At 45.0% G+C, this 13,196-nt stretch carries 9 protein-coding genes; 1 reads left to right on the top strand and 8 read right to left on the bottom strand.

The window, feature by feature from the left end; translation table 11 throughout:
• The 7 genes from rsmB to ACTNC6_RS00745 are packed head-to-tail and all read right to left on the bottom strand — an operon-like array spanning position 1 to position 9,010.
• On the bottom strand, positions 1–1,353 hold the full coding sequence (gene rsmB, locus ACTNC6_RS00775) for a 16S rRNA (cytosine(967)-C(5))-methyltransferase RsmB (protein ID WP_441033789.1): 1,353 nt from the start codon (positions 1,351–1,353) through the stop codon (positions 1–3).
• Positions 1,346–2,038 carry a zinc metallopeptidase gene (locus tag ACTNC6_RS00770; RefSeq protein ID WP_303241830.1) on the bottom strand — a complete coding sequence of 231 codons (693 nt, stop codon included), beginning with the start codon at positions 2,036–2,038 and terminating at the stop codon, positions 1,346–1,348. The genes rsmB and ACTNC6_RS00770 overlap by 8 nt, the downstream gene beginning before the upstream one ends.
• Positions 2,039–2,042: 4 nt before the next feature.
• Positions 2,043–2,990: a methionyl-tRNA formyltransferase gene (gene fmt / locus ACTNC6_RS00765; RefSeq protein ID WP_441042956.1), complete on the bottom strand. Its 948-nt coding sequence runs from the start codon at positions 2,988–2,990 to the stop codon at positions 2,043–2,045.
• Between the two features lie 17 nt (positions 2,991–3,007).
• Positions 3,008–3,481, bottom strand: a complete 474-nt coding sequence (gene def / locus ACTNC6_RS00760; protein ID WP_173742265.1) for a peptide deformylase — start codon at positions 3,479–3,481, stop codon at positions 3,008–3,010.
• A 17-nt stretch (positions 3,482–3,498) separates the two neighbouring features.
• A complete protein-coding gene (priA, locus tag ACTNC6_RS00755) occupies positions 3,499–5,718 on the bottom strand; it encodes a replication restart helicase PriA (RefSeq protein WP_441033786.1) in 2,220 nt (739 codons plus the stop codon).
• 9 nt (positions 5,719–5,727) lie between these two features.
• Positions 5,728–7,185 (bottom strand): UDP-N-acetylmuramoyl-L-alanyl-D-glutamate--2,6-diaminopimelate ligase, encoded by a 1,458-nt coding sequence (locus ACTNC6_RS00750; protein WP_441042955.1) that lies wholly within the window; start codon positions 7,183–7,185, stop codon positions 5,728–5,730.
• Between the two features lie 58 nt (positions 7,186–7,243).
• Positions 7,244–9,010, bottom strand: a complete 1,767-nt coding sequence (locus tag ACTNC6_RS00745; protein ID WP_441042954.1) for a DUF7507 domain-containing protein — start codon at positions 9,008–9,010, stop codon at positions 7,244–7,246.
• 687 nt (positions 9,011–9,697) lie between these two features.
• Here ACTNC6_RS00745 and arcC point away from each other — a divergent pair.
• Positions 9,698–10,630 (top strand): carbamate kinase, encoded by a 933-nt coding sequence (gene arcC, locus ACTNC6_RS00740; protein WP_441042953.1) that lies wholly within the window; start codon positions 9,698–9,700, stop codon positions 10,628–10,630.
• Positions 10,631–10,949: 319 nt separating this feature from the next.
• Here the strand turns inward: arcC and nrdD are convergent, their stop codons facing one another.
• The gene (gene nrdD, locus ACTNC6_RS00735; protein WP_303241825.1) at positions 10,950–13,085 is read right to left on the bottom strand and encodes an anaerobic ribonucleoside-triphosphate reductase; all 2,136 of its coding nucleotides are present in this window, start codon (positions 13,083–13,085) and stop codon (positions 10,950–10,952) included.
• Positions 13,086–13,196: the final 111 nt, after the last annotated feature.

Here is a 13,196-nt window from a genome sequence, read left to right as displayed (position 1 = left end):
TTATTTTCTCCTGAATTTTGCAATAAAGAAACCATCTGTTTTGTGCACTCCCGGCAATAACTGAAGATACCCCAGAGCAGTGGTTTCAGAATGAAGTTCCTGAGGAAGGAAAGGATCCAGGCTCTCCAGTTTAAACGGATGATTATTCATAAACCACATCATATTTTCCTCATTCTCTTCTTTTGCAATGGTGCAGGTACTGAAAACCAATACTCCACCTGGCTTCACATACTCTGCTGCCCGATCCAGGATCGTTCTCTGCAGGATTACAATTTCTTCCTGCTTCTGAGGTGTCACTCTGTACTTTATTTCCGGCTTCTTGCCGATCACCCCATAACCTGAGCAGGGTACATCTGCCAGAACAATATCTGCTTTCAATTCCGAATCCACGTCAAAAACAGTGGCATCCATCACTCTTGCCTGCACATTGATGGAATCCAGACGATTGATATTTTCCTCAATAAGGTCCACCTTTTGCTGGCTCACATCTCTGGCATCTACAGTACCATAATCTCCCATCTTATCTCCTACATGAAGGCTTTTTCCTCCGGGAGCAGCACACATATCAATAATATAATCTCCCTTCTTTGGATCTGCAACCTCAGCTACCAGCATGGAACTTACATCCTGTACCTGAATTTTCCCCTGAATAAAAGCATCCAGGGCAAGAATATGATTATAATCAGAAATTTCATATGCATAGGAAAGATAGGGAGCAGGAGTTACCTTTACTCCCTGCTCTGTCAGGCTCCTGTAAATCTCTTCCTGTGGATATTTATGGATCCGGCAGCGCACAGTAACCGGCTTCTCCTTCAGAAACTCTGCCAGAATCATTTCTGTCTTTTCTTCACCGTAAGCTTCCAGCCAGCGATTGACCAGATTTTCAGGCATGGAGTACTTAACAGAAAGAAATCTCACCAGATCCTGCTCTCTGGATGGAAGCTCCAGATTTTTATATTCCCTGGCTATGGTCCGCAAAACTCCGTTCACAAACGGCTTCAGATTATAAAAGCCCTTTCTCTGAGCCAGCTTCACCGCTTCATTGCACACTGCACTGTCCGGTACACTGTCCATGAATTTAATCTGATATACCCCGCTACGCAGGATTTCTCTGATTGCAGGCTTCATTTTATCCACTGTCACCTTAGAATAAGAATCAATGATATAGTCGATCAGAATTCTGTATTCCAGAGTTCCCTCACATACCCGGGTAATAAATGCCCGTTCCTGTCTGGGAAGGAACTGATACTTAGAAAGGGCATTGCGAATGGCAATATGGCTGTGCTTTCCCTCTTCTTCAATTTCAAGTAGTATTTCCAATATTAATTCTCTGGTATTAATTCCATTAGTCACGGTCTCTTCCTCCGGCCAGTATGATTAGTCTGAGAAGCTGCAGAACAGATGCTGCAAGGGCTGCCACATAAGTCAGAGCAGCTGCCACCAGAACCTTCTGTGCTCCCTTTACCTCCTCTTGGGCGATCAGTCGGTTGTTACCCAGCATTTTCAAAGCTCTGGCTGATGCATTAAACTCCACCGGCAAGGTCACCAGCTGAAAAAGGACAGCCAGAGAAAATAAAAGAATTCCCACAGTCAGCAGCGGACGAATGGAGAAAACAAGCCCTGCCAGAAACAACGGCCAGGAGAGAGTAGAGCCAATATTGGCAGCCGGTACAATAGCAGTTCTGATATTCAGAGGAGCATAGTTTACCGCATCCTGGATTGCATGTCCGCATTCATGAGCTGCTACTCCAATGGCTGCTACTGATGTTTTTCCATATACATCCTGGGAAAGAGCAACCTGTCTGGTTCTGGGATCATAGTGATCTGTCAGACTTCCTGCAACAGCCACCACAGAAACATCTGTGATTCCTGCCATGTGCAGAATCTGCTGTGCAGCCTCCGCTCCTGTAAGACCGGAAGTACTGTGGACTTTGCTGTACTTCGCAAAAGTCCCCTTTACTTTGGCTGATGCAGCCAGAGACAGTACCATTCCTATGACCAGCAAAATATAAGTGGGATCAAAATAATATCCGTACATACAATCACTCCTTATGATCTGTAAATCTGCTTCCTGCTTCTATATGGTATCCCCGCAGAAAAGCTTCTGCATCCATCCGTTTTTTACCTTCCAGCTGTACCTCTGTCAGAATCAGTGTTCCATCCTTGCAGGCAACATGAATTCCTTCTTTATCTGTAAGAATAACTGTTCCGGGTGTCTCACCGGAGCATTCTTCATCTGCCCGGCATTTCCATACCTTAAGAGTCTTTCCATTTACAAAGGTATAAGCACTTGGCCATGGATTCAGTCCACGTACCAGTCTTTCCAGTTCCACAGCAGACTTATGAAAGTCCATAAGCCCCATCTTTTTGTTGATCATTGCCGCATAAGGAGTCGGACTCTCCTCCGGCTGCTTTTCCCATACTGCAGTTCCCTGTTCAATAGACGGCAGCGTTTTGATCAGAAGTTCTGCACCGGCCTGGGCAAGCTTTGCAAAAAGACTTCCTCCGGTTTCCTCCTTTTCCAGAGGGATCACAATCTTTGAGATCATATCTCCGGTATCCAGCCCCTCTCCCATCTGCATGATGGTAACACCGGATTCTTTTTCTCCATCGATCACAGCCTGCTGGATGGGGGCAGCTCCTCTGTATTTCGGTAAAAGTGATGCATGAATATTAATGCAGCCATATTTCGGCAATTCCAGCACATCCCTGGGAATGATCTGTCCAAAGGCTGCCACAACAATCACATCCGGAGCAATTTCACGGAGTGTGTCCAGAAATTCCCTGTTATTTTTGACACGCTGGGGCTGATAAACAGGAATTTCATGCAAAAGAGCCTCTTCCTTTACAGGTGTAGGAAGTAAGGATTTCCCTCTTCCTTTTGGTTTATCCGGCTGAGTAACCACTGCTGCCACATCATATCCGGCTTCCACCAGTGCCTTTAAGGACGGCACAGCAAAATCAGGTGTTCCCATAAAAACTATTTTCATATTCTAATCTTATCCTCTCAGTCTTCTTCATCGTAGCTGACCCGGTGAAGCTCTCCCTCCACCAGCTCTGTATACATATGTCCATCCAGATGATCCAGCTCATGGCAAAAAGCACGGGCCAGAAGTCCCTCTCCTTCATATACCACTTCTTCCATATCCTCATTCAAAGCTTTCACCTTTACATGGTCAGGGCGGGTTACCTGTCCTGACATCCCCGGAACACTAAGGCAGCCTTCATCTCCGGTCTGCTCTCCGGACTTCTCAATAATCTCCGGATTGATTAAAATAATCGGTCCGTCACCTACATCAATTACCACAATACGCTTCAGGATACCCACCTGCGGTGCAGCCAGTCCAACACCCATTGCCTCATACATGGTATCCAGCATATCTGTGATCAGGTCCTGGATACGCGGTGTCATTTTATCTACCGGTCTGCTGATTTTTGTAAGTACAGGATCCCCCTCTACTCTGATTGTTCTAAGTGCCATTTTCTAATCTCCTTTTCTCAACTGAAATCAAACTGTATATATATTTTCCGGAAACCGGAATTTATTTCAATGTATTTTTCCATCTGATCCTTGATCCGGACCAGTGTTTTATATTCTTTATGCTTTAAATAAATAACCTGCCTGTAAATATCCTTCACCTTACCTATGGCTGCATAAGCAGGACCTATTACATGCAGATCTTTTTCCCTGTAGATCCTGTGGATATACAGTTCCAGATAATGCATAGCCTGAGTCAGTACTTCCTCATTCTCCCCTGATCCAAGAATTGCCAGCATGTGAGATGCAGGCGGATAATCCAACAGCATACGGTAGCTCATCTCTTCCTCATAAAAGGTCTGATAGTCCTGGGCAGCCGATGCCTGAATACTGTAATGCTCAGGGTGATAGGTCTGAATCACTGCCTCACCTGCTTTCATTCCTCTTCCGCAGCGTCCCACTGCCTGACACAGCAGTTGAAAAGTACGCTCTCCGCAGCGGTAATCCTCTGCATTGAGGGAAAGGTCTGCAGCAATCACTCCTACCAGTGTTACATCCGGAAAATCATGCCCTTTCACGATCATCTGGGTTCCCACCAGTACATCTGCTTCATGAGAAGCAAAGGCTGCCAGAATCTGTTCATAGCTTCCTTTATTTCTGGTAGTATCAAAATCCATGCGCAAGGTTCTGACTCCAGGAAAAGTATCCCTTACAACCTTCTCAATCTGCTGGGTGCCGGCCTTAAAGCCACCAATATAAGGAGAGCCACACTGAGGACATACCTGCGGCTTTCTGGTCTCATATCCACAGTAATGGCACAGCAGTCTGCCATTATTATGCTCTGACAGTGATACATCACAGTGTGGACATTTCACCACAAAACCACAGGAACGGCAGGATACAAAGCCTGCATAGCCTCTGCGGTTCAAAAACAGCATGATCTGTTCTTTTTTCTCCAGCCGTTCTTTCATTTTCTCCTGCAGGGATCTGCTCAAAACCGAGCGGTTTCCCCCTCTCAACTCTTCCCTGAGGTCAATAACTGATACCTGCGGCATTGGTCTGTCCCCATATCTGGCAGTCAGTTTCACCAGACCATATTCACCGCTCTGTGCTCTGCTGTATGCTTCCAGAGAAGGAGTGGCTGATCCCAGAACAACTCTGGCATGTTCAATCCCTGCTCTGGCAATGGCGGTCTCCCTTGCGTGGTATCTGGGAGAACTTTCACTTTTATAGCTTGGCTCATGTTCCTCATCTATTATGATCAGCCCCAGATCCGGAAAGGGGGTAAACAATGCAGAACGGGGACCCACCATTACCTGGACTCCCCCTCCCCTTGCACGCTTAAACTGATCATAGCGTTCTCCCTGGGACTGTCTGGAATTAATGACAGAAACCTTCTCTCCAAACCTGGCATAGAACCGCCTCACAGTCTGATAAGTCAATGCAATCTCAGGGATCAGCACAACAGCCTGCTGGCCCTTTGCAAGTATTTCCTCGATCAGCCGCATATATACCTGGGTCTTACCGCTTCCGGTCACTCCCTGAAGCAGTACCGGCCGTGGCTCAGGCCTTTCCCATTCCTGCAGTATTTTCTCTGCTGCCTGCTCCTGCTCCCGGTTCAGAGTCAGAGCCGGTTCTCTGGGAATGTCCTTTCCATCTATAGAATTACGAAAAATTTCATCATACTCTATACGCAAGACTCCCTGCTCTTTCATTTTTCCCACAACAGCAGAAGTAGCTCCAAGCTCTTTTGCTGCCAGAGTATACTCCAGCCGTTTTTTGTCCAGAAGCTCCCTCAGGAGCCTTGTTCTCGCTTTAAACCTGGTTTTTTCCAATCCTTCCAGAATTTTTCTTCCCTCTTCCTCTGAAACGTTCAGACAGAGATATCTCTTCTCCTTTGCCCGTATCTTCTCCTGTATGGGAAGAACCGTCTTCAATGCCTGGATCATGGTAGAGCCATAATTTTCCCTCATCCAGGCCGCCAGAATGATCAGTCTGGATTCTGTTGTCTCCTGTCCGCTGCTGCACTGAGAAATCGCCTTTATCCTGTCAGGATCTACCTTTGGCTTATCCGTCAGGCCTATCACATATCCCTTACGGATCTTATTTCCGTTTCCAAAAGGGATGGATACCACCATCCCTACCTTTATTTCCTGCTCCAGTTCTTCCGGCACCCTGTACTGAAATGTTTTATCCAGCTTTTCACTGGAAATATCTATTATTATATCAGCATAAATCATAATTAGTCATTATTTGCCTGCAAGGATATCAGCAATCAGTACTCTCTCATCCATTGGATATTTCTTGCCTTTGATCTCCTGATAATCCTCATGTCCCTTACCGGCCAGAACAATAATATCTCCCGGTTCTCCGTGGTGGATCGCATAGGCGATCGCTTCCTTACGGTCTATGATCTCCACATATTTACCGTTAGTCCTGGCCATTCCTGTTTTTATATCATCAATAATAGCCTGGGGCTCCTCATCCCTTGGGTTATCCGAGGTAATGATCGTCAGATCTGCCAGCTTTCCTGCCACCTCTCCCATTTCATAACGGCGAAGCCTGGAGCGGTTTCCTCCACATCCGAACAGGCATACCAGTCTGTGTGGATGATATTCCCGCAGTGTGGTCAGAAGGCTTTCCAGTGCCATTGCATTATGTGCGTAATCGATCATCAGTGTAAAGTCCTCAGACACCTTCACCATTTCAATACGTCCCTTTACCCTTGCCACTTTCAGAGCCTTCAGGATATTCTCCTCTGATACTTTAAAATGGCGGCAGATGGCAATGGCAGTTAAAGAATTATAGATGCTGAATTTACCCGGAATATCGATTTCTACCGGAAAGTCAAGCAGTCCTCTCAAATGATAGGAAATTCCCAGATATCCCTTACCTCCCACCAGCTTTGCATCCTCAGCCCGAAGATCTGCCTCCGGTGAAAATCCATAAGTCTCAAGCTCACAGGTATGTCCCTGTATGATTTTCTCAAAATGCTCATCATCTCTGTTTACAATCCCTGTTTTGCACTGTTTCAGCAGCAGCGATTTACATCTGAGATAATCATCGAAATCCTTATGCTCATTTGGCCCGATATGATCCGGCTCAATATTGGTAAAAATACCAAAATCAAAGACAAAGCCCTGTGTTCTGTGAAGCATAAGTCCCTGGGAAGAAACCTCCATTACCACACAGTCACAGCCTGCTTCAACCATATCATGGAAATATTTCTGAACCATATAAGATTCCGGTGTGGTATTGCTTGCAGGAATCACCTTATCACCGATGATGGCCTCGATAGTTCCGATGAGCCCCACCTTATATCCGGCATTTTCAAGAATGGATTTTACCATATAGGTAGTTGTGGTTTTTCCCTTTGTTCCTGTAATACCGATCGTTTTCAATTTTTCTGCCGGATATCCGAAATATGCGGCAGAAATAAATGCCATGGCATAGCGGCTGTCCTCCACAAGAATAACAGTCACATCTGCAGGAGCCTCAACTTTCTCCTCCACTATCAGAACTTTCGCACCTTTTGCGATCACATCCGGCACAAATTTATGTCCGTCCACAACCGCCCCGCGGATGCAGATAAAAAGAGAACCCTCTTCTACCTTTCGGGAATCATATACAACGTTTTTAACTTCCTGGTCTGTGCTTCCCTGAATACAGGTATACTCCAGACGCTCTAATAAGGATATTAACTTCATTGATGTCCTCCATATTTTTATATACTCTATATTAGAATAGCACACCTCCATTCTCGTTTCAACGTTGTTTTTTGGCAGCTGCCGCTCCTACAATAACTGCGCACACACATAAGGCAAGAAAAAATGTTCCTTTTGTATCATCTCCTGTGCTGGGCTTGGAGGCTGTCTCATAGGCGCTCCCTGATTTCGAACCTGACCCATAGGACTGATAAGAAGAATAGGTCTGTGTGATCTGTGGTGTTACCGTCACCTCCGCAGACTTCACAGTCACCTCTGACCGAGATTTCATATTCGTTGTCCCGGTCTCATCAGAAATAACAGTTACCTCATTTACCAGCTCCTGACTCTCAAAATATTGAGGAATCGTTACAACCGCATAAAGCCCCAAAGCCTCTCCCGGTGCAATGCTGGAAATCAGCGCCTGTGTTCTTGTACTGTTTAAGGTTACTCCCTCCTTTGGCATAAACTGAGCCTGAATATTTGCATTTAGAAATCTCTCTGTGCTCAGAACAGAATGAAGTGTTTTTTCTCCTGTATTACGGATACATATCTGATAGGTAATCGTATCGCCCGGAAAGGCTTCCGTTCTGTCCGCTGTTTTTTCCACTTCAAAAGAGGCCTTCAGTCCTTCTACTTTAATCTGGCATGAAGCCTGACAGCCAATCAGTTCTTCTCGTCCCGGATGTTTTGTTTTTACAGTTACCGTGTGAAACAAATCTCCCTCCTTATTTTCATCCGGCAGAAGCGTCATCCGAAGTCTTCTGCTCTCTCCTGGGTTTAATGCAGCCAGAACTGCTTCTTTGCCATCTACATAAAAATCTGATTCAGACTCCCACACTGCCCGGATATCTTCCATGGAAAAACTGCTTGAAAACTGAATGTCTGTTAAAGGAAGCTGGCCTGTATTGGTCACATCCAGAATATAATTTACCGGCTGTCCGGCTTTTGTTTTCTCCACATCTGCCCTAAGAACTGCTTCGATTCCTGTTTTTGCCGCGTTTACCAACAACTCAGGGGAAGGATTGGAAACCAGGGTCTGAAGTTCTTCTCCTTTTTTTTCCTGTAAAAATGTACCCAAGCCCGTCTGGTCCTTTTGTAAGGGTTCATCCTGTACCACCGGATAAGTTCTTTTCTCCCAGGAAAGCTGATATTCCGGACGCAGTGTTACCGGAACAGTCAGTGCATAATAGTCCTCTGTGATTTTTTCCATCTGCAGATGTTCCGTAAGGCGAAGTATTTCCGTATCTTCTCCCTTCTGGTTCTTTATGGAAACAGTTTCTGCTGTAATTTCTTCCGGAAGAGAAGCTGTATCCAGAAAGAAATATTCAGATATGTATGTAGTCAGAATATATTCCTTCTTTTCTTCCGGAATTGCGGGATTTTCAGTTTCGTTCACAGGATTGTCAACTTTACCAGAAACCTCTTCTGTCTTTGCGTCTTCGCCAGTCTCCACACTTTCTCTGACTTCTGTCTCCTCTGCAGCTTCAGCTTTCTCCGCTGCTCCACCTTCCCCAAAGTCTTCTTCCGCCTTCTCCCCCGCATCTTCTGTAAAGCTTTCTGTCTCCATTTCCGCCTGGATTTTCTCCTGTTCCTGATCCACTTTACTGACATCTTTCAGAGTATTCAGTCCGCTAAGCCGCAGGGTCAGCTCTGCCTTATAGTTTTCCTCATCTGTCCATTTTGCGCTTTGTTCTATATTCAGAACCGGCGCCACCAGTTCTGCCCCTGATACCTGCATTTCCTGAAATGGTACACAGATGCCTGAAAGAATAGCTGCCATGGCAAGTACTGCTGCTTTCGTCTGATTCCATATTCTATTTTTCATATTATCGTCTCCTAATAATTTATTTCATGAAAATTTCGCAATCTGCGATCTTTTACTGTCGTTTCTCATGCCGCATTCCTACTGCCGGCTCTTTTTCATCTCAGCCTACAGGTCTGCATCTTATCCAGGAGTACAGAACAATCATACAGACATAAGCATCCCCCCTCCTTGCCAGACAGATCATCAATCTCCGTCTTCCATTTAATGATGTTTTGTGAAATAATACACCGAAACAGTGCCTGAAAATCATCTCTGCAGAATGCAGAAACAGATGAGGGTTACCTCAGATCCGGTAACTCTGTCTTTACTTTAGCATGTCCCTTTTCGGAAAGCAAGCAATTGTAGTAAATATATACTTACTTTAATTTTTGTTTATAATTCTTTTATATTTTTTCTGTTTCTTTCAGATTATTGACATACTTTGCACATATTTTTCTCCTATAATAGGTTTTGGATAGATGAAAACCACTCTCTATCTCCCCCCTCAAAAAATGGACAGCTCCTGCAGCAATGCGGGAGCTGTTTATTTTATTATTATTTTTATTCGTTTTTAATTGCCGTTCGGAGAAGAATCTATTGCATTTCCCCGGACAGTCTTTTATAATATAGTGTATCATTATGATTATCTCGGGAGGCTTGAACCACAGCCACCTGTGTACAACAAAATAAAGAAACGAGGTATTTCCCATGAGCGAAAAAATCACAGTAGTTGCATTGGGCCACAGAGCATTAGGTACAACTCTGCCAGAGCAGAAAATTGCCACAAAAAAAGCTGCCAAAGCTATTGCAGACCTTGTAGAAGCAGGAAACCGTGTAGTAATTTCACACAGTAACGGACCACAGGTCGGAATGATCCATACTGCTATGAACGAATTCGGTAAGGCACATCCGGATTATACATTTGCACCTATGTCCGTATGTTCTGCCATGAGCCAGGGTTACATCGGTTATGACCTTCAGACTGCCATCCGTGCAGAGCTGCTTTCCAGAGGTATTTACAAACCGGTTGCCACTGTATTGACTCAGGTTGTGATCGATCCTTATGATGACGCTTTCGCAGAGCCAGAGAAGATCATCGGCCGTGTACTGACCAAGGAAGAAGCAGAAGCAGAGGAACATAAGGGTAATTTTGTCACAGAACTTGCAGACGGTACCTACAAAAGAATCCTTGCTGCACCAAAGCCGCAGAAAATCGTAGAACTTGAAACGATCCGCACACTTGTAGATGCCGGAGAGATCGTCATTGCAGCCGGCGGCGGCGGTATCCCTGTTATGGAGCAGGGTGTTTCCTTAAACGGTGCCAGTGCTATTATCGAGAAAGACCTGACAAGCGGACTTCTGGCTCAGGAGTTAAATGCAGATACTCTGCTGATCCTGACCAGTGTAGAGAAGGTAAGCCTAAATCTTGACATGGATAATGAAGAATTCCTAGGTGAAATCTCTGTAGCAGATGCCAAGAAATATATGGATGAGAATCAGTTTGCACCGGGATCTATGCTGCCGAAGTTTGAAGCGGGCGTCAACTTTGTTGAAAAAGGAGACGGACGCCGGACTATTATTACGGATATTGCCCATGCGAAGGATGGGTTTTATGAGAAGACGGGGACTATAATTAAATGATGTTTTGCAAAGGGGACGCATAGCGGCGTCCCCTTTGCACACCCCTCGCGCTGGTGTCTGACGGAAGGGGTGTTGTTGTTTTTAGGTATGGAAGGAGCTCCGGGTTGAGATATGAGGGAGCTTTTGTTAACTTTACTTTGTTGGTGAGACGGACGGGGAGGCGGCGGGGCCTGCCCCTGGTATTGAGATAATTTTGAGAAGGTTGGGAAGGTAATACTCATATTTGGAGATGTATCATAAAAAGAGATTGTCTGAAAATAAGAAGGCTTATAAAAAGAAGGATGTAATTCATTTCGAATTACATCCTTCTTTTTATAGATTACATGGATTTTCGTTCGGCGATTTCGGCCATTTTGGCTTCGTTGAGGCGGGTGTCACCGTGGACGCGGCTGTAGGAGAGATAGCCGTTCATGCGGTCGATTTTGGTCAGGTTTTTGGAACCGCATACGGGGCAGACATCCATTTCAAGTTCTTCGTGTCCGCAGTCATCGCAATAGGCCAGGGAGAGATTGACTCCTTCGTAATAGCCCAGGGCCATGGCGCGGCGGATGAGGGTTCGGACAGCCTCTTTATTGTAATCGATGGGATAACGGACGTACTGGATCTTACCTCCGTTGCACAGTTCCCAGAAGCGGCCCTCCAGATCCTGTTTTTCAATCGGGGTGACTTCTTCGGTTACATGGCAGTGGAAGCTGTTGCTGACATAAGGACGATCAGAAACACCTTCAATAATTCCATACATTTTACGGAACTGTTCTACCTGAAGTCCGCAGAGGCTCTCTGCAGGAGTTCCATAGATTGCATAGAGATATCCATCCTCTTCCTTAAATTTATTTACTTTTTCGTTGATATATTTCAGAACTTCCAGTGCAAACTGGCCATCCTCTGCAATGGATTTTCCATTATAAAGTTCCTGCAGCTCATTAAGAGCTGTGATTCCAAAGGATGCCGTCATAGGTTTGAGGATTTTACCAATCTTTTCATTTGGTTTCAGACGGCCGCCGTAGAAACCACCCTCACAGTAAGCAAGAGGATTGGTAGAGGCACGCATCTGTCCCAGATATTCGTAGGTACGGATATGAAGGCTCCGGATCATTTCCAGATAAAAATCCAGCACTTCATAGAAATCTCTGCTCTCTGCTCTGGCTTTGGCCAGGATCATAGGCAGATGAAGGCTTACTGCTCCAACATTAAATCTTCCTACAAATACAGGCACATCCTTATCATCAGCAGGATACATACCGCCTCTTTCGTACCATGGGCTCAGGAAAGCACGACAACCCATAGGGCTGATCACCTTTCCGTACCGTTTGTACATACTGGCAATATATCCCTTTCCTGACATGGAAAGCCAATCCGGATACATTGTTTTTGAAGAACAGTCTACCCCCGCCTCAAAAACATCCTCGCAGCTTTTTCCTTTTCCATGGATCTTTTCATCATAAAGAAATACGATTTTCGGGAAAAGTACAGGCTTCTTGTGTCCTTCCTTACCCTGTCCGCCTTTGTGTACTGCCAGAAGTGACATACTGCACATTTTCTCAAACTGTCCGGTTCCCAGTCCCAGTGTGACAGTGACAAAAGGATAATCTCCTCTGGAGGACCCTACTGTATTCAGCTTATACTCAATTCCCTGCCAGCCCTGGTCATAATCTCTGCGGACTTTATCCAGTGCGCGCTCAATGGCCTTTTCTTCTCTTCCTGCCCAGCTCGGATCAGAATACTGCATAAACTCCTCAATATATCTGTCATAGCTTTTCTTTGCATAAGGTGCCAGGATCTTATCCACTTCCGGGACTGTAAATCCGCCATACTGCTGTGCGGCTGTACTCAGAATAATATCCCCCATAACATCAAATGCTGTATCCAGAGTTTTGGGTTCATTGTACCATACATTTCCCATCTCAAAGCCGTCCTTTAGCACAGCTGCAACATCAAAAAGACAACAATTCATAGTATCCAGACGGGCGGACTGATCATGAATATAAATATAACCATCCTTACATGCCTGAAGCTCATTACGGTTCATAAAAAATTTACGGTAAAGCTCTTTATTCAGTTCATTAAAGATCAAGCTTCGCTTAGTGGCAACCAGAGCACTGTCTGTGTTGGCATTGCTCTTATCACCAATATAACGAATTGCCTGACTCTTGGTATATACATCATCCATCATATGGATAAAATCCAGTTTATAATTTCTGTAATCCCGGTAACTTTTGGCTACAGCTGGATTTACTCTCTCCAGGGCACCCTCTACTATGTTGTGCATCTCCTGGATCTGGATCTCATTTTTTCCCAGGGAAGCTGCATGCTCCTCGGCAAACTTGCAGATAAAATCCTGCTCTTCCTCAGAAAAAGTGTATAAAATCCTGGCTGCTGATTTATTCACAGCTGCTACGATCTTTTTGGAATTAAATTCTTCCTTTGTTCCGTCTTTCTTTATTACATAAATCATACCTTTTCACTCCAATATACAAGATATAGTATAAAATATTGGTTCGTCCCATATTTACACCTATATGTGGTGCGCTTTACAAGTATAGCACATCGCCTGTAAAAAAGAAAG

This window comes from Blautia sp. HCP3S3_C4 (assembly GCF_052064095.1).
Taxonomy (GTDB): Bacteria; Bacillota; Clostridia; order Lachnospirales; family Lachnospiraceae; genus Blautia_A.
This window is presented reverse-complemented; position numbering and strand designations above follow the sequence as displayed.

Bases quoted from the DNA above. Each gene is read 5' to 3' on its own strand.
- ACTNC6_RS00770 (WP_303241830.1), bottom strand. From the start codon at position 2,038: ATGTACGGATATTATTTTGATCCCACTTATATTTTGCTGGTCATAGGA.
- ACTNC6_RS00745 (WP_441042954.1), bottom strand. From the start codon at position 9,010: ATGAAAAATAGAATATGGAATCAGACGAAAGCAGCAGTACTTGCCATG.
- arcC (WP_441042953.1), top strand. From the start codon at position 9,698: ATGAGCGAAAAAATCACAGTAGTTGCATTGGGCCACAGAGCATTAGGT.
- priA (WP_441033786.1), bottom strand. From the start codon at position 5,718: ATGATTTATGCTGATATAATAATAGATATTTCCAGTGAAAAGCTGGAT.
- ACTNC6_RS00750 (WP_441042955.1), bottom strand. From the start codon at position 7,185: ATGAAGTTAATATCCTTATTAGAGCGTCTGGAGTATACCTGTATTCAG.
- def (WP_173742265.1), bottom strand. From the start codon at position 3,481: ATGGCACTTAGAACAATCAGAGTAGAGGGGGATCCTGTACTTACAAAA.
- fmt (WP_441042956.1), bottom strand. From the start codon at position 2,990: ATGAAAATAGTTTTTATGGGAACACCTGATTTTGCTGTGCCGTCCTTA.
- nrdD (WP_303241825.1), bottom strand. From the start codon at position 13,085: ATGATTTATGTAATAAAGAAAGACGGAACAAAGGAAGAATTTAATTCC.